The sequence below is a fragment of the Asanoa sp. WMMD1127 genome, assembly GCF_029626225.1.
Classification (GTDB): Bacteria; Actinomycetota; Actinomycetes; order Mycobacteriales; family Micromonosporaceae; genus Asanoa.
The window spans coordinates 1,416,575-1,433,064 of the sequence record NZ_JARUBP010000001.1; the positions used below are offsets into that span (position 1 = coordinate 1,416,575).

A 16,490-nucleotide genomic window follows, 5' to 3' on the forward strand; every position below is an offset into this window, starting at 1 on the left:
CGGCCGCCGCCGGCCAGGCCGGTGCGGGGCGGGGCGGCAGCGGAGCGTCGGACCAACCCAAGCCGGAGTCGGCCCCGCCGGATACGGGCTGGGCCGGGGCGCCGGCACCGTTGGGCGTACCCGCCGATGGTCCGGTTTCTCTCGGCACGCTGGCCGCAGCGCCGTTGGTGGGCGACCAGTTCGTCTGGCGCTGGTCGTCGGCGGGCGGCCGGCCGAAACGGCCGGCACCGCGGCCGGGCTCGGGCTGGTCGCCGCCACCGAAGAAGCCCCCGCCCGAGGTGGGTCTGGCGAGGGGACGTGGGGGACGCGGTGGTGCGTCGCCGAGCCGCCCCGGCGGGTTGGAGCGGGCCGGGTCGTCGCGGAACGGCGACCTCGGCCGCATCGCCGGGGCTGGACGCTCGACGGGCTCCGGCGTCTGGTGGGGCGGCTGCGGATCGGGCGGCTGGTTGCCGCGAACGACCGGCGGCGGCCAGGCTGACGTCTCGTTGTTGGCCGCGGTCGCGGGCTGCCGGCCGTATCCGTTGTCGGCCGGCGCCTGCGGATAGGGCGTCGCGTCGGTGACCTGCGGCGGCGGGACCGGGCCGAACGGTGTCGGCGCGGGTGAAGCCGACTGGTTGTCGGCCGGCGGCACGCCACCGCGGCGCCGGGCCGAAGCGATGGGCGAGTCGTAGCCGGGCGGTCGCGCCGGGCGGTGCCGTTGCGGCGGTTCGATGCTGTCGGGTTCGAGGACCGGCCCGGTCGCCGCCGCGGCCCGGTCGACGAACGGCGGCTCGACGATCTCGCCTTGCACCACCTGCCCTGGCACGGACGCCCGCGCGCGGGCACGCGCGGCGGACTCCGCCCGGTCGAGGCGGGCGCGCGCGCCCATGGTGCGGCCGGGAAGGCGCACGTCGCCGCGGGCCAGCTGGGCCACGAACCAGGCCGGCAGGTAGCCCTCGATCGGTAGGCCCGGGTTGACCGCGAGCCACCATTCGAGGTTGGGCCAGGTCGAGGCCAGGTCGTGGTAGGGCATCTTCCGCGCCGACCCGGCGTTGTCGGCCAGGCAGATGCGCAGAGCGTCACCGGACGTGAAGGCGAGGACGTGCGTGCGGCCGTTGGTGGTCCAGGTGCCCCACCCGACCTGGGCGCGGCCGGCCAGGGCATCGGACGACACGGGCAGGAGAAGCTCGGACCGGGCCAGGATGCGGAAGTAGAGTTCCTGGTCTCCGGCCCGTAGCGCGTCTCGCATCGCGGCCTCGACCTCGGTGGCCGGTTCCCAGTCGGTCACGGCCACCCCCTTCCCGGACAGGCCAGACGCATCGCGTACAACCTACAAGGTGTCGGCTAGATCACGATGTAGGGACGTCACGGGTGGTGTCACCGCGGCCGCCGTCGATACCGTCCGGAGTCGGACCCGCGGGTAGACCCGAAAGGTGCTCGACGACCGCCGGTTGCGCACCACGTCCCTTCGCGACCGTAGTCGCCGCCGCCTTCTCCCCCTGCCAATCGTCATCTTGCCAGTTGCCCTTGCATCCGTCACCGCCCGTCGACCGCACGGCCGGGACGCCCCCACCGCGCCGGCCGCCCCCGATCCGCTGGACCGCGACCGACACCGGCGTGACGGTAGCGGTAGTTGACCGTGGAGTGGACACGGATCACCCGTAACTCCGCGACCGGGTGACAATCGGCACGGACTTTCTGGACACCACTGACGCACGACCGGCGTACGCCGTCGTCTCACTGGAACAGGTTGGCGTTTCTCCTTTCCGTGCTGAGGTAGTCGGACGCGGAATCGTCGAGCGCGCGCTTGATGTCGCGGAGCATGGACTGCAGATCCGCCGAGGCGGCGCGCCACCGGGACTGGCGCTGGTCGTAGGCCTGTCTGGCCTCGCCGTCCCAGGTGGCGACCAGCGGCGCGGCGTCCCGCTCGAGCTGGCCTAGCTGGGTGTCGAGGGTGTTGAGGGCCTTCTGGATGTCGGCGCTGGCCTGCCGCAGGGCCGGGAAGTTGACGACCAGGATGTCGTCGCGCATCACGTCTCTCCTTACAACGGCAGCTGGATGCCGCGGCTGGTGGTGGCGATCCGGCTGGCCGCCTCGGTGTCGGTGGCCTCGTATTGCGTGCCGGCGCTGCGGATGGCGCCGGCCGTCTCGCGCAGGGCGCGCTGCATCGCCCCCTGGTCCTGCGACCACTGCTGCTTGACCTGCTCGAACGAGCGGCCGCCGGCGCCACGCCAGGCGGTCTGCAGGACCGCGAGCTCGGCCATCAGACTCGTCAACATGCTCTGTAGCGACTGGTCGACCTGCTCGAACCTGGCCGCGGTCTGCTGCATCACCGCCGCCTGTGCCTGCGTCTGGGACACCCGGACGTCACCCCGCTCTCGCGTCGAAGTTGGCGAATGTCTCGCATGCCGTCGCTGACGCTAGACCGTCGGGGCACACGTTCGGTAGCCCCGAAAACACCGCCTGTGGACAACTCCTGCCTGTGGATAACCTCAAGCCGGCTCCCGTGCCCGGGCAGGATCGAGTGATGCACCCGACTCCACCAGCGCCACCATCGCCGCCGGCAGGCGCGCCGGTCGCACGCCGCCATAGCCCAGCATGGCCAGCGTCTCGGCACCGACGACCTCATGACGGCGGCCCAGGTCCGTGACGACGTTGACGGCTCCGTCGGTGGCGCCGGGCGACCCGACGGCCGTGACCACGGCAGCCCGTCCCGGCGGCACCACCACGTAGTCCGCCCCGGCACCGCGCCGCGATCTGGCGGCATCCGCGACATCGGGCACGTCGGCGTCGACGACGACGTTGGCGACACCGCGTTCGTCGCGCACGACCGCGCACAGGGCGCCGGTGAACGGACCGACCAACGAGGGGGTCGACGTGGGTACGGGTCCGTCAGGCGCCAAGGCCGCCGCCTTCCGGGTGGCCGCGAACCGGCCCTGGCTGAGGTCGGTCGGGCGGTCCTGGCGGTTGGCGGTCAGCAGCAGGTCGGCCTGGACCTGGGTGATGCTGGCGAGTCCGTTCCGCACGGCTACGGCGTACTGCCGATCGCCGCCCTGACTCGTCACGACGAACACCTCGCCAATGCGGGCCGCGGGCACTTCGGTGGACGGGTCGCCGGTGTCGAGGATGGGCGGCACGGTGATGTCTGCGCCGGCGGGTAGCGCGGAGAGGAACGCCGGGGCCGTGGGCAGCGGTTTCGCGGTCGTCCAGCCCAGGGCGGTCAGGGTGAGCCGCGGGTCGCGCAACAGATGGCGATGGTTCTGCCAGACGAGATGCAGGGAGCCGTCCGGATGTTCGGCCAGCACCGCGCGGTCCTCGAGCCGCGTGCCTCCGCTGCTCGCGGCGCCGACAAGCAGGGCAGAGGCCGCGCCGGGCAGGTTGCACACCGTCCATGGTGGACCGGTGACGCGGTTGGCCGCCGGCAGCGAGTCGGGCGCCTCGGTGATGCCCAACGTCGTGCCGCGTGGCACGCCCTCGATCGAGCGGCGGGAGACGAGCACCGTCTTGGGCTGCGCCGCGCCGACCGCGAGCAGTGCCGACGCGTAATTGACCATGAGGTGCAGCTTGCCGTCGCGATAGACGTAGCGGGCCCCGGACTCGCGCTCGACGATCACCGCCGAGGTGTCGCGCCACGCGGTGCCGCCGCCGCCCACCAGCACGCCATAAACGACGAATCCGCCCAAGGCGATGGCCGCCACCAGCAATCCGGCCAACGTCGCACCGGCAGTCCGGCGAAAGGGTGGCTGTGCCGGGTCAGTCTCATGCATGACCAACGCGGAGACCACCCGCTGCACGGTGAACTGGTGCGACTGCAGCTGGTCCTGCCGCGACGGCATCGGGGCTCCCTTGTGGGCAGTGACAGTTTCAGGTTGCGGCGCGTAATCGCGCCGAATACGGAGGGGAGGCTACCGCGATGACATCGACGATGGTGGACCCCTCCGGAAAGGTGGCACAGTCATCTCCACATTGGAGTCGCTTGCGCGTCGGCCAGGTCGTGGTCGCCCAGGCCGCGATGGCGGGCGTGCTCGCCACCCTTGACCGTGGTCCGCTGCTGCTCGGCACCGCTTGCGCGCTGGGCGCGGTGACGGTCGTGGCGGCTTTGGCCCGTGTACGCGGACGCTGGCTGTTCGTCTGGCTCGGCATCGGCCTCCGCTATGCGACCCGTCGCCGGCTGCTTCCCGCGCCTTCGGCTGACCGCGGCCTGATGCGTTTCGTCGCGCCCGACGTGGCATTGACCGACGACGGCGCCTTCGTCGACGCCGACGGTCTGCTCGTGGTGTTCGAGCTGGACGAGCCTGTCGTCGCCTCCGATCCGACCCAGCTGCCTGATCTGGGTGATCTATTGGTGGGTCACCGGGGGCCGCCGCGCGCGCGGATCGAGCTGCTGATCAGTGCTGAAGGTCAGGGCGCGGTGCCGGCACTACGACGGGTCTTCGTCGTGCTGCGCGTGAACGGTCCACCCGACTGGTCCGACGGAGACCTGCGTCCAACCTTGACCGGGTTGGCGCGACGCGTGGCCAGGCGGATCGGGCCGCACCATCGGCTCGACCGTGAGAGCGCCCTGGCGACGGTGGCCGAGCTGCTTCGTCATGACGGCCGCCACGGGGTCGAGGAACGCTGGTCCTTCGTGGTTATCGGCGGGCTGCGCCAGGCGATCTATTGGTTGGCCGGGCACGAGTCGCAACACGCATGCGGGGTCGCGGCCCGGCTGCTCACCATCCCTGCCGCTGCGGTCGTTCTGGCCGTCAGTCACGACAGGCTCGTGGTGCGCCTCGCCTGCGAATCACCGGAGCGGCTCGAACACGCCGACAGGGCGCTTCACCAGTTGGCAGCGGCGGAGCAGCTACGGGTGGAGCGACTCGACGGCGAGCATCTCGTGGCGACGACCCAGACTCTTCCTTTCAGTGGCCATTCAGGCTCGCTAGGCCTACCGAGCGGTCCGACAATCGGGCTCGGCGGCACTGGGTCGGTGGGGTTCGGGTTCGTGGGTCGTGGATTGGCCAGGCACGGGCCGAGCGGACACGGACCAAGCGGACACGGACCAAGCGGACACGGACCAAGCGGGCACGGACCAAGCGGGCACGGCGCAGGCGGGCACGGCGCAGGCGGGCACGGCGCAGGCGGGGTCCGATCTGAGCGTCAGGCGGCTTCATCGTCGCCTTCTGACCGCCGGTCGAGGCCGAGCCCGCGACCCCGCCGGGCTCCGCCCGTGGAGTGGCTGCCGGAGGCGCCCGCACGGCCGCCGAGTGGGTTGCTCCCGCCCGCAGGGATGGTGCTCGGTCGGGACCGGCACGGATCCTGGGTGGTTGCTAGGGCGTTTCGGCCGGCCGGCACACGGATCCTGGTCGTTGGGGGGCTCGGGGCTGGGCAGCTGATCGCCCTGCGCGCGCTGGCGTCGGGCGCTCGGATCGACGTGCGCACGCGTCGGTGGGGCGCTTGGAACGAGCTCGCGCAGGCGATCGCCGCGCCGGTCGACAGCATGAGGGTGATACCCGACGCGGCGCCGGTCCATCGGTGGGTCACGGCCGGTGACCTGCCGAGGGCAGGGCGGCCTTCGCTCACGATCCTCGACATCGCAGCCGCGAAGGTGAGCACCCCGGCCGCGGTCAGTGCCGTCGGCACCGCGCTGCTCTCTCGGGAAGCGCCTCGCGCCACGGCGACCCGGCGGCATGTGCTCGAAGTTGGTCGTGAAGACCAGCCGAGCGAAGAACAAGCGGTGGGCGGGGGTGACGACGCCGCGCAGCGGGCGCGGTGGCAGACCGTGCTCACCTTGCGCGATGACGTGGTGGACGCCGACGCGGCGCTGCTGCGGGAGGCGGACGTGGTGGTGCTTCAGGCGCTACGGCCGGAGGGGGCGGCGGCCGCGGCGGCGTCGCTCGGGCTGGCGGACGGCTCCACCGGCTGGCTCAGCCAGATGCCCGACGACGTGATCGCGGTCGTCAGTAGCGGCCGGCTGCAATGGGCGAGGATGGGGGTGACGCCGGCGGAGCGGTTCGCGATGGGGATGCGCACCGAATGACGTCAATGCGTCGCACGCCGTGAGCAGGGCGGAAAACTCATGGTGAGGGGGCGACTGGCGGCGATCTCCATGGCACTATGCCGCGCATGGGTTTCATGAAAGGCGTTCTTGTCAGGCTGCTCGCCACGGCGTTCGCGTTCTGGCTGGCGACCCTGATCATTCCCGGCATCACGCTGGACACGGACTCGACCGGTGAGGTGGTGCTTACCGTTCTGCTGGTCGCCGTGATCTTCGGTGTGGTCAACGCCGTGCTTCAGCCGATCATCAAGACGCTCGGGTGCGGGCTCTACATCCTGACGCTCGGCTTGATCGCCATCGTGGTGAACGCGCTGCTCTTCCTGTTGACCGGCTGGATCGCCGAGCAGGTGGACCTGCCGTTCGACGTCGAGAACTTCTGGCCCGCCGCCGTGCTCGGCGCGCTGTTCGTGAGCCTCGTCACCTGGGTGCTCGGCTTGATCTTCGACCGCGACTGAACCACCGCGCAAAAGCAGTGAAAGCGGTCCCTGGCGGGGCCGCAGGCACGACATTGGCCCGCGACCGCAGATCGGTCGCGGGCTAACGTCGGCTGCGTGGATACGACCACACGGGACGCCGCGCGCCCGACCACCGAACAGGGCAACCGCACCGACCCGGAAGCCACCCACAATGCCGCCGTGGCCAACACCGCGGGTGAGCAGACCCGGGACGGCTACCAGCTCTCGAGCGACCCCAAGCGGATCGACGTCGACCGGGTCTATGCCTGGCTGTCGACCGACAGCTACTGGGCCGCCAACCGCCCCCGGGACATCGTCGAGCGCTCCCTCGCCAACTCCCTCGTCCTGGGCATCTACCGCGACGACAACCAGGTCGCCTTCGCGCGCATCGTCACCGACCACGCCACCTTCGGCTGGCTCTGCGACGTCTACGTCGACCGCGACGAACGCGGCCACGGCCTCGGCACCTGGCTCGCCGAGGCCGCCCGCGACCTCCTCGAAGAGTCCGGCGTCCTGCGGATCATCCTCGCCACCTTGGACGCACACGGCGTCTACGAGAAGGCGGGCTTCGTCCCCGTCGCCAGGCCGGACCGCTGGATGGAGATCGACCGGCGGAACACCCCATGACGGATCTGCGCAAGGGCTACCTGTTCGGCCTGGGCGCGTACCTCCTGTGGGGGTTCATGCCCGTCTACATCAAACAACTGAAACAGGCCGGCTCCATCGAGATCCTCGCCCACCGCGTCGTCTGGTCCGTCGTCCTGGTCGCCCTGCTCCTGCTCGCGATGCGCCGCACCAAGCAGGTCAAGGCCCTCCTCCAACGCCCCAAAGCGCTGGCCGCCATCGCGTTCGCCGCGACTCTCTTGGCGATCAACTGGTGGATGTACATCTACGGCGTCAACAGCGACCGCGTCGTCGAGACGGCTCTCGGCTACTTCATCAACCCGCTGGTCACCGTGGTCCTCGGCGTGACGGTGCTCAGCGAGCGACTGCGCCCGCTGCAGTGGGTCGCCGTCGGCATCGGCGCCGCCGCCGTCGCGGTGCTGACCATCGACTACGGCCGCCTGCCCTACATCGCGCTGACGCTGGCGGTCAGCTTCGGCGGGTACGGCCTCGTGAAGAAGCGCCTGCGGCTCGGTGCGGCCGAGGGGCTGCTGGTCGAGTCCGGCGTGCTGGCGATCCCGTGCCTCGCCTACCTAATCTGGCTGACCAGCACCCCGGACAGCACGTTCGGCGACGAGCCGCACACCACCGTCCTGCTGGTGCTGGCCGGCGCCGTCACCGCCGTACCGCTGCTGTTCTTCGCCGGCGCCGCCAACCGGATCCCGCTGACGGCGCTCGGCATCCTGCAATATCTAACGCCGATCATGCAGCTCGCCCTCGGCGTCTTCCTCTATCACGAACCCATGCCACCGGCCCGGCTCGCCGGCTTCGCGCTGGTCTGGCTGGCGCTGATCGTCTTCACCGCCGACGGCCTCCGCTCCGCCCGCCGCACGGCGAAAGCCACGCAACAAGCACGGGAACTGGCCAGAACCTAGGGCACAGAACCTAGGGCACGTCGTACGCCAGCAGCGGCGTCCCGTCGTACCGCGTCAGCTCCAACCGCACCAGCTCGCGCCCGGTGAACCGCGTCGCCCCGTTGAGCGAAACCGTCTCCCCCGCGCCGGCCATCCACGAGCCGACCTGTTCCTTGGCCCCGTCGGCACCGTGCGCGACCAGGCGGAACGTCCACGACTTGGTGCGGTCGCCACCGGACTTGTAGGTGCACCGCATGCTGATCTCGGTGCCCCAGTTGGTCCCGTGCATCCCGACCTCGGCGGTCACCGGCACCTGCCCGTCGACCGGCTGCATCGACACCAGCGTGTCCGCGGACTGCCCGCCCCGCCCGGCGACCTGCCCGGCCCCCGACCGACCACCGAACCAGCCCGCGTCGTAGCCGGACACCCCGACCCCGACGACGGCCGCCAGCGCGGCGGCCACGAGCGCGGCGCCCGCGTACCGCCGGCGCCGCACCCGGCGGACCCGGCGGCGCTCGGCGCCCACGGCGGTGAGCAGCGCCGGCATGCGGTCCGGCGGCGGCCCCGTCACCGACAGGTCGAGCGCGTCGGGGTCGGCCAGCCGCCCGAGCAGCCCGGGCAGCACGGCGATCTCCGCGACCGCCTCGCGGCAGGACGGGCAACCACCCAGGTGCCGTTCGTACTCGGCGCGCTCACTGGGCGACAGGGCCCCGAGAACGTATGCGCCGTCGTCGAGCGCGTGCGGGCAGTGCGTCACTGGGTCACCCCCATCTCTTCCAGTACGAGCCGCAGCGAGCGCAGCGCGTAGTGCGTGCGCGACTTGACCGTGCCCGGTGGCACGCCCAGCCGGGCGGCCGCCTCGGCGACGGATCGCCCTTGGTAGAAGCATTCGACGAGGACGTCGCGATGGGCGGGCGACAACCGGCCCAGCGCCTCGGCGACGGTCCACGCCTCGACCGCCCGGTCGGCCTCGTCGACCTCGGGCGGCGGCTCGGGCAGGTCGTCAGTCACCACCTCGCCGACCCGCGACGTGCGCCGGCGCCACGCGTCGATGGCGAGGTGTCGGGCGGTCGTGAACAGCCACGCCCGCACGGAGCCGCGTTCGGGGTCGAGCGCCTCGGGATGGCGCCAGGCCCGCAGCAGCGTTTCCTGCACCAGGTCTTCGGCCCGCTGCCGGTCGCCGCTCACGAGCCGCAGCGCGTGCGCGAAGAGCGCGTCGCCGTGCTCGTCGTTGAGCGCGCGCAACAGCTCAGCGTCGTCGTCGGCCAAGCTCCGGCCTCCCCTGGTCTGGTGGTCGACCAACCGTCAACCAACCCTGTGCACGCACAGGTGACGGGAGCGGTTCAGCCGTTTCCGTTGTCGGGTGCGCCCAGTGCGTCGGAGACCGTCCGCGCCACCGCGAGCAGCTTCGCCCGCACCACGCGAGCCGAGGTCATCATCTCTGCCGCCGGCAACGCGCAGGCAAGCACCACCCGGCGTTCCATGTCGCGGTCGGGCGAGACGATGACGGCCGCGCAGGCGACGCCGGGTCGGTATTGGCCCATCTCGAGGTGCATGCCCCGCCGCTCGCCGGCGGCCAGGTCGCTCTCGAACGCCTCGGTCGTCGTCAGCGTCTGCGGGGTGAACGGCCGCATGCCGTATTCCCGGAGGTAGCGGAACCGCTGATCGGGCGTCAGCGTGGCCAGCAGGGCCTTGCCGAGCGCCGTCGCGTGCGCGCCCTCGTCGAAGCCGGGAACCATCTCCTCCAGGTACGGTGACCGCGGGCCCTCCGCTGCCGCGGTGATCGCAACCTGGCCGCCGACGAAGCGGCCGAGATAGTGGCTGTAGCCGCTGTCGACGGCCGCCTTGCGCAGCGCATCACCGACCGCGGGTGGGCCCCGGAACGCCGCGACGAGCTCGCGATAGCGGTCGGCGACTTCGAGCCCCACGATGTAGGTGCCGTCCTCCCGGCGGATGACGTAGCCCTCGTAGGCCAGCGTCCGCACGAGGTGATAGGTCGTCGCGACGGTCAGCTCGCAGCGCCGGGCGACCTGTTTGACGGTGAGTCCCTTCGGGGCCCGACCCACTGCCTCCAGCACGCGTAGGGCGCGGGACACACTGCGGATCAGATCCGATGGTTCTGCCAGAGGGTCGCGCACACCCACCTCCGCGGGCCGGGGCTTACACCATATGAAAAAGCTCCCGTCCGCGAAATGCCTGTTGGTATCGAGAACGCCAAATTTCTCGACACGGAGCGTCGATGCGCCCGATACGCGGAGTTCATCCGCCCGCGAGTGTCGGCGACTTGACGAAGACGATCAGCCGGTGCGGTCGGCGATGAAGTCGCACAGGGACTCGAGCGCCGCCCGGGTGGCGTTGTCGGGCAGCGGCGCCAGCCGTTCCCGCGCCTCCTCGGCGTAGCTGCGCACCGTCTCCCGGGCCTGCTTCATCGCGACCGACTCGCGCAGCAGGCAGAGCGCCTCGGCGTGCAGGGCGTCGTCGGTCACCGGGCCGGCGGCCAGGATCTCGCGGAGCCGGGTCGCGGCGGCGTCGCTGTCCTCGGAGGCGAGCGCGTAGAGCACCGGCAGGGTCGGCACGCCCTCGCGGAGGTCGGTGCCGGGCGTCTTGCCGCTCTGCTCCGACTCGGACGCGATGTCGAGCAGGTCGTCGGAGAGCTGGAACGCGATGCCCATCTTCTCGCCGTAGCGGGCCAGCGCCTCGATCTGCTCCGGCGAGGCGCCGCCGAACATGCCGCCGAACCGGGCGGACGTGGCGATCAGCGAGCCGGTCTTCTCGGCCAGCACGTGCAGGTAGTGGTCGACCGGGTCCACACCGGACCGCGGGCCGACCGTCTCGGCGATCTGGCCGTGCACGAGCCGGGCGAACGTGCGGGCCTGCAGCCGCACCGCGTCGGTGCCGAGGTCGGCGGCGATGTCGGCCGCCCGGGCGAACAGGTAGTCGCCGACCAGGATGGCCACCGAGTTGGTCCAGCGCGAGTTGGCGCTGCGGACCCCGCGCCGCACGGGCGCCTCGTCCATCACGTCGTCGTGGTAGAGCGTCGCGAGGTGGGTCAGCTCCATCACCACCGCGGCCGGCACCACCATCGGGGCCGTCGGGTCGCCGAACTGGGCGCCGAGCGCGACCAGCAACGGCCGGAACCGCTTCCCGCCCGCCTCGACGAGATGCCGCGCCGCTTCCGTGACCATCGGGTCGGCACTCGTCACGCAACTGCGCAACTCGTCTTCGACCGCGGCCAGGACCGCACGCGCCGACGCCTCGACCTCTGGATCGACGAAGTCGAGCCCGATCGAGGTCAGCTCCTCAGCCCCCCTCACCACGTAACCCACGATGCCACACCGCGAAATCGACTCAGCGTGGGGATAGGCACCGCCACCACCGCAAATGCCGGAAAGGGGGCCGCGAAAGCGACCCCCGACCGGCAAACTCCCCAATTTCGGGAATTGGATCTGCGCCGACCAGCGGTCCAGGCGCCGGGGAAACACGAGTTATCGGATGAACTGCCCAGCCGTGTCGGACAGGTTGAGCAGTGGCGCCGGGGCCACACCGAGCACCAGTGTGGCCGCCACGCCGATCATCAGGGCGGCCGCGGTCAGCGCGCCCGGCACGGCGATCGTCGGGGTCGTCTCACCAGGCTCGGACAGCCACATCATGACCACCACGCGCAGGTACGGGAACGCCAGCACCATGCTGGTGATCACACCCGCGATGACGAGCCAGGTCTGCCCACCGTCCAACGCCGCCCCGAACACCGCGAACTTGCTGATGAAGCCGCTGGTCAACGGGATGCCGGCGAAGGCCAGCAGGAGGAAGGTGAAGACGCCCGCGAACACCGGCGACCGGCGGCCCAGCCCGGCCCAGCGGGACAGGTGGGTCGCCTCCCCGTCGGCGTCGCGCACCAGGGTGACGACCGCGAACGCCGCGATCACCGTGAAGCCGTAGGCGACCAGGTAGAACATCGTGCTGGAAATGCCCTCGCGCACACCGGCGAGCACACCGACCAGGAGATAGCCGGCGTTGGCGATCGACGAGTACGCGAGCAGCCGCTTGAGGTCGGTCTGCGTCACCGAGAGCACCGAGCCGACCAGCATGGTCAGGATCGCGATCGCACCGAGCACCGGGGTGAAGTCCCACTTGGCGCCCTCGAAGGCGACGTAGAGCACCCGCAGCAGGGCGCCGAACGCGGCCACCTTGGTGCACGCCGCCATGAAGCCCGTGATCGGGGTCGGGGCGCCCTGGTAGACGTCGGGCGTCCAGACGTGGAACGGCGCCGCGGTCGCCTTGAACAGCAGGCCGATCGCGATCATGGCCAGGCCGGCGAAGAGCAGCGCCCGGTTGGCCGGCGACGAGGTCGCGGCCGCGTGGATGGTGGCGAAGTCGACGCCACCGGCCTGCCGGCCCGGGGCCGCCTGCACCGACGACGTGTAGCCGTAGACCAGCGCCACACCGAACAGGAAGAAGGCGGAGGCGTACGCGCCGAGCATGAAGTACTTGAGCGCGGCCTCCTGGCTGACCAGGCGCCGGCGGCGGGCCAGCGCGCACATCAGGTAGAGCGGCAGCGAGAGCACCTCGAGCGCGATGAACATCGTCAGGAGGTCGTTGGCCGAGACGAAGAGCATCATGCCGCCGATGGCGAACATGCTCAGCGGGTAGACCTCGGTCGCCCCGTCGGCGCGGGCCGCCTGGCGGCGGTCGTCCTCGGAGCCGACGGTGATCGCCGCCTGCGCGACGAACGGGCCGCCGCGCTCCAGCGACCGCTCACCGATCATCAGCACCGCCATCACGGCCAGCACGATGATCGAGCCCTGCAGGAACAACGCCGGGCCGTCGACCGCGATCGCCTGGCCGGCGGTCACCACCCGCTTGTCGGCCTGGGTGATCAGCACGACCAGCGCCGCCACGAGGCCGGCCAGCGCCAGCACGAGCTGGGTCAGGTAGCGGCCGCGCTTGGGCACGAGGGCCTCGACCAGCACGCCGGCCGCCGCCACACCGAACACGATGAGCATCGGCGCTATCGCGGCGTAGTCGAACGCCGGGAACTTGATCGTCATTTGACTGCTGCCTCCGTGGTGGTGCCGGAGATGGGCGCCGGATCCGACTTGCCCACGTCTTGCATCGTCGCCTGGACGGCGGGGTTGATCACGTCGGTGACCGGCTTCGGGTAGAAGCCCAGGAACAGGATCAGCAGGATCAGCGGCGCGACCACGAGCTTCTCGCGCACGTTGAGGTCACGCCGCATGCCCGGCTCGTCGACCAGCGCCGGGTTGAGCGTGCCCTGCGTCGTCCGCTGGATCATCCAGAGCACGTACGCCGCCGCCAGGATGATGCCCACCGTCGCGATCACGGCCACCGGCTTGTTGACGGTGAAGGTGCCGATCAGGACCAGGAACTCCGAGACGAACGGGGCCGTGCCGGGCAGGGCCAGCGAGGCGAGACCGGCGAAGAAGAGCACGCCGGCCAGCACCGGCACCAGCTTGCCGGCACCGCCGAAGTCACGGATGTTGGCCGAGTTGCGGCGGGCGACCAGCATGCCGACCACGAGGAACAGCAGGCCGGTGGCCAGGCCGTGGTTGAGCATGTAGAGCACGGCGCCCGTGCCGGCCTGGGTGGTGAAAGCGAAGATGCCGACGCCGATGAAGCCGAAGTGGGCGATCGACGTGTAGGACACCAGCCGCTTGAGGTCGTTCTGGCCGATCGCCAGCAGCGCGGCGTAGATGATGCCGATCACCGCCAGCGCGATCGCCCACGGCGCGAACCAGCGCGACGCCTCCGGGAACAGCGGGAGGCAGTAGCGCAGGATGCCGAACGTGCCGACCTTGTCGAGCACGCCGACCAGCAGGGCGGCCGCGCCCGCGGGCGCCGCGCCACCGGCGTCCGGCAGCCAGGTGTGGAACGGGAAGAACGGCGCCTTGATCGCGAAGGCGATGAAGAAGCCGAGGAACAGCCAGCGGCCGGTGTTGGTGGCGAAGTCGCTGTTGGTCAGTGCCACCCAGTCGAACGTGTGGCCGCCGACCACCCACAGGCCGATCACCGCGGCCAGCATGAACAGGCCGCCGACCAGCGAGTAGAGGAAGAACTTGACCGCCGCGTACTGCCGCTGGTGTCCGCCGAAGCTGCCGATGAGGAAGTACATCGGGACGAGCATGACCTCGAAGAACACGTAGAACAGGAAGACGTCGGCGGCCGCGAAGACGCCGATCATCGTGCACTCGAGGACCAGCAGCAGCGCGAAGTAGGTCGGGATGCTCCGCCGGCTCTTGTCGGCGTCGTGCCACGACGCCAGGATCACGATCGGCACCAGCACCGTGACCAGCAACAACATGACCAGTGCGATGCCGTCGGCGGCGAAGGTGAACCGGGCGTCCCAGGTCGGGATCCACTGGTACGACTCGCGCAGCTGGAGCCGCTCGCCGCCGGGATCGAACGCGATCCACATGACCACCGACAGCACGAAGACCAGCAGCGACCAGCCGAGCGCGACCAGCTTGGCCATCTCGGGCCGGGACTTGGGCAGGCACCAGACGACGAGCGCGCCGAGGAGCGGCAGCCCGGTCAGGACTGTGAGGAACGGGAAGTCCTGCATCGTCAGCTCAGCCATCCCATCTGCACAGCGAGGAACGCGGCGACCACGAGCAGTGCGCCGGTCAGCATGGACATCGCATAGGACCGGACGAAGCCGGTCTGCAGCCGGCGCAGGCGACCGGAGCCGCCGCCGACCGCGGCCGCGAGCCCGTTGACCGCGCCGTCGATGCCCCGGTTGTCGAGGAACACGAGCGCGCGGGTCAGGAAGATGCCGGGCTTCTCGAAGACGATCTCGTTGAAGGCGTCGGCGTAGAGGTTGCGCCGCGCGGCCGTGACGACCACGCCGGCCGGCTGCTCGGCCAGCGCGGTGCCGCGCCGGAAGAGCAGGTAGGCCAGGCCGATGCCGGCGAACGTGAGCACCAGCGAGAGCGTGGTGATCACCGCGTGCGACATCACCGCCTCCGGATGACCGGCCTCGTGCGGCAGCGGCGGCTCGAGCCACTTCGCGACCGGGCTGGCCATCAGGCCGCCGGCGATCGCCGAGCCGATCGCGAGCAGCACCAGCGGCCCGACCATGATCGGTGGCGACTCGTGCGGGTGGTCGATGTCCTCGGTCCACCGCTTCGGGCCGAGGAACGTCAGCACCCAGAGACGCGTCATGTAGAACGCGGTGAGCCCGGCGCCGAGCAGCGCGGCCCAGCCGTACAGCCAGGCGGTCCAGCCCTCGCGCTCGAAGGCCGCGACGATGATCGGTTCCTTGGTGAAGAAGCCGGAGAAGCCGGGGAAGCCGACGATGGCCAGCCAGCCCGCGGTGAACGTGCCGAACGTCCAGGGCATCAGCTTCCACAGCCCGCCGAAGCGGCGGATGTCGACCTGGTCCTTCATGCCGTGCATGACCGAGCCGGCGCCGAGGAACATGTTGGCCTTGAAGAAGCCGTGGGCGAGCAGGTGGATGATCGCCAGCGCGTACGCGCCGCCGCCCAGGCCCACGCCGAGGAACATGTAGCCGATCTGGGAGACCGTCGACCAGGCCAGCACGCGCTTGATGTCGTCCTTGGCCGCGCCGATGATGCAGCCGATCAGCAGCGTCAGCGCGCCGACGCTGACCACGACGGTCTGCAGCACCTCGTTGGCCGAGAAGATCGCGTTGGACCGGGCGATCAGGTAGACGCCCGCGGTGACCATCGTGGCCGCGTGGATGAGGGCGGAGACCGGGGTCGGGCCCTCCATCGCGTCGGGCAACCACGCCTGCAGCGGGAACTGGCCGGACTTGCCGGTCGCGCCGAGCAGGAGCAGCAGGCCCATCAGCAGCACGACGGTCGACGACAGCCCGCCGACGCCGTTGAACACGTCGGCGTAGTTGGTCGAGCCGAGGTAGGCGAACATCGTGAAGATCGCGATGACCAGGCCGGCGTCGCCGACTCGGTTCATCAGGAACGCCTTCTTGCCCGCGGTGGCGGCCGAGGGACGCGTGTACCAGAACGAGATCAGCAGGTACGACGCGAGGCCGACACCCTCCCAGCCGAGGTAGAGCATCACGTAGTTGTTGCCGAGGACCAGCAGCAACATCGCGGCGGCGAAGAGGTTGAAGTAGCCGAAGAACGTGTGCCGGCGCTCGTCGTGCGCCATGTAGCCGACCGCGTACAGGTGGATCAGGAAACCCACGCCGGTGATCAGCAGGCAGAAGACGGCGGACAGCGGGTCGAACAGCAGACCGATGTCAACCTTGAGGTTGCCGACCGAGATGAACTCCCACAGGTTGCGCTCCACCGCCCGGTTGGGCTGGTCGCGCAGCGAGAAGAAGTAGATCAGGGTCAGCACGAAGCCGGCGCCGATGGCGGCCGTGCCGAGCCAGTGCGCGAACTTCGCGCTGCGGCGGCCCAGCAGCAGGATGACCGCCGAGCTCACCAGCGGGATGGCGATGAGCAGCCACACGCTGCCCAGTACGCCCGTCGCGTGGGCGTACTCGATCGTCTGTTCCAC

14 protein-coding genes and 1 pseudogene are annotated in these 16,490 nt (G+C 70.6%); 4 read left to right on the top strand and 11 right to left on the bottom strand.

Features of this window, described 5'->3' with window-relative positions; genetic code table 11:
* Nucleotides 1–943: 943 nt before the first annotated feature.
* The 4 genes and pseudogenes from O7635_RS06945 to eccB form a co-directional block, all read right to left on the bottom strand.
* Nucleotides 944–1,228: pseudogene (locus O7635_RS06945) on the bottom strand (SseB family protein); the annotation flags it as partial.
* A 488-nt stretch (nucleotides 1,229–1,716) separates the two neighbouring features.
* Complete coding sequence (locus tag O7635_RS06950; protein WP_278079582.1) at nucleotides 1,717–2,010, bottom strand: WXG100 family type VII secretion target; 294 nt, start codon at nucleotides 2,008–2,010, stop codon at nucleotides 1,717–1,719.
* A gap of 11 nt (nucleotides 2,011–2,021) precedes the next feature.
* Entirely contained in the window at nucleotides 2,022–2,339 is a 318-nt protein-coding gene (locus O7635_RS06955; protein WP_278079583.1) for a WXG100 family type VII secretion target, read from the bottom strand.
* Between the two features lie 132 nt (nucleotides 2,340–2,471).
* Nucleotides 2,472–3,815 carry a type VII secretion protein EccB gene (gene eccB, locus O7635_RS06960; protein ID WP_278079584.1) on the bottom strand — a complete coding sequence of 448 codons (1,344 nt, stop codon included), beginning with the start codon at nucleotides 3,813–3,815 and terminating at the stop codon, nucleotides 2,472–2,474.
* Nucleotides 3,816–3,892: 77 nt separating this feature from the next.
* Here eccB and O7635_RS06965 point away from each other — a divergent pair, with 77 nt between their 5' ends.
* From O7635_RS06965 to rarD, 4 genes are all read left to right on the top strand, one after another.
* Nucleotides 3,893–5,998, top strand: coding sequence for a hypothetical protein (locus tag O7635_RS06965; protein ID WP_278079585.1), 2,106 nt, complete (start codon nucleotides 3,893–3,895; stop codon nucleotides 5,996–5,998).
* Between the two features lie 86 nt (nucleotides 5,999–6,084).
* Nucleotides 6,085–6,471 carry a phage holin family protein gene (locus O7635_RS06970; RefSeq protein WP_278079586.1) on the top strand — a complete coding sequence of 129 codons (387 nt, stop codon included), beginning with the start codon at nucleotides 6,085–6,087 and terminating at the stop codon, nucleotides 6,469–6,471.
* 180 nt (nucleotides 6,472–6,651) lie between these two features.
* The gene (locus O7635_RS06975) at nucleotides 6,652–7,098 is read left to right on the top strand and encodes a GNAT family N-acetyltransferase (RefSeq protein ID WP_278085392.1); all 447 of its coding nucleotides are present in this window, start codon (nucleotides 6,652–6,654) and stop codon (nucleotides 7,096–7,098) included.
* A complete protein-coding gene (gene rarD, locus O7635_RS06980) occupies nucleotides 7,095–8,009 on the top strand; it encodes an EamA family transporter RarD (RefSeq protein WP_278079587.1) in 915 nt (304 codons plus the stop codon). Before O7635_RS06975 ends, rarD begins: the two co-directional genes overlap by 4 nt.
* A 10-nt stretch (nucleotides 8,010–8,019) precedes the next feature.
* On the opposite strand, the gene O7635_RS06985 is transcribed toward rarD, so the two are convergent.
* From O7635_RS06985 to nuoL, 7 genes are all read right to left on the bottom strand, one after another.
* On the bottom strand, nucleotides 8,020–8,745 hold the full coding sequence (locus O7635_RS06985; RefSeq protein WP_278079588.1) for a zf-HC2 domain-containing protein: 726 nt from the start codon (nucleotides 8,743–8,745) through the stop codon (nucleotides 8,020–8,022).
* Entirely contained in the window at nucleotides 8,742–9,236 is a 495-nt protein-coding gene (locus O7635_RS06990) for a sigma-70 family RNA polymerase sigma factor (protein WP_278085393.1), read from the bottom strand. The genes O7635_RS06985 and O7635_RS06990 overlap by 4 nt, the downstream gene beginning before the upstream one ends.
* Before the next feature lie 95 nt (nucleotides 9,237–9,331).
* A complete protein-coding gene (locus tag O7635_RS06995; protein ID WP_278079589.1) occupies nucleotides 9,332–10,126 on the bottom strand; it encodes an IclR family transcriptional regulator C-terminal domain-containing protein in 795 nt (264 codons plus the stop codon).
* Nucleotides 10,127–10,285: 159 nt separating this feature from the next.
* Entirely contained in the window at nucleotides 10,286–11,302 is a 1,017-nt protein-coding gene (locus tag O7635_RS07000; protein ID WP_278079590.1) for a polyprenyl synthetase family protein, read from the bottom strand.
* A gap of 171 nt (nucleotides 11,303–11,473) precedes the next feature.
* Entirely contained in the window at nucleotides 11,474–13,036 is a 1,563-nt protein-coding gene (gene nuoN, locus O7635_RS07005; protein WP_278079591.1) for an NADH-quinone oxidoreductase subunit NuoN, read from the bottom strand.
* Nucleotides 13,033–14,568 (bottom strand): NADH-quinone oxidoreductase subunit M, encoded by a 1,536-nt coding sequence (locus O7635_RS07010; RefSeq protein ID WP_278085394.1) that lies wholly within the window; start codon nucleotides 14,566–14,568, stop codon nucleotides 13,033–13,035. Before O7635_RS07010 ends, nuoN begins: the two co-directional genes overlap by 4 nt.
* 2 nt (nucleotides 14,569–14,570) lie before the next feature.
* Nucleotides 14,571–16,490, bottom strand: coding sequence for an NADH-quinone oxidoreductase subunit L (nuoL, locus tag O7635_RS07015; RefSeq protein WP_278079592.1), 1,920 nt, complete (start codon nucleotides 16,488–16,490; stop codon nucleotides 14,571–14,573).

Excerpts from the sequence above, each read along its gene's own strand:
- O7635_RS06970 (WP_278079586.1), top strand. The coding sequence starts at position 6,085 with ATGGGTTTCATGAAAGGCGTTCTTGTCAGGCTGCTCGCCACGGCGTTC.
- O7635_RS07010 (WP_278085394.1), bottom strand. The coding sequence starts at position 14,568 with ATGCAGGACTTCCCGTTCCTCACAGTCCTGACCGGGCTGCCGCTCCTC.
- eccB (WP_278079584.1), bottom strand. The coding sequence starts at position 3,815 with ATGCCGTCGCGGCAGGACCAGCTGCAGTCGCACCAGTTCACCGTGCAG.
- O7635_RS06965 (WP_278079585.1), top strand. The coding sequence starts at position 3,893 with ATGACATCGACGATGGTGGACCCCTCCGGAAAGGTGGCACAGTCATCT.
- rarD (WP_278079587.1), top strand. The coding sequence starts at position 7,095 with ATGACGGATCTGCGCAAGGGCTACCTGTTCGGCCTGGGCGCGTACCTC.
- O7635_RS06950 (WP_278079582.1), bottom strand. The coding sequence starts at position 2,010 with ATGCGCGACGACATCCTGGTCGTCAACTTCCCGGCCCTGCGGCAGGCC.
- nuoN (WP_278079591.1), bottom strand. The coding sequence starts at position 13,036 with ATGACGATCAAGTTCCCGGCGTTCGACTACGCCGCGATAGCGCCGATG.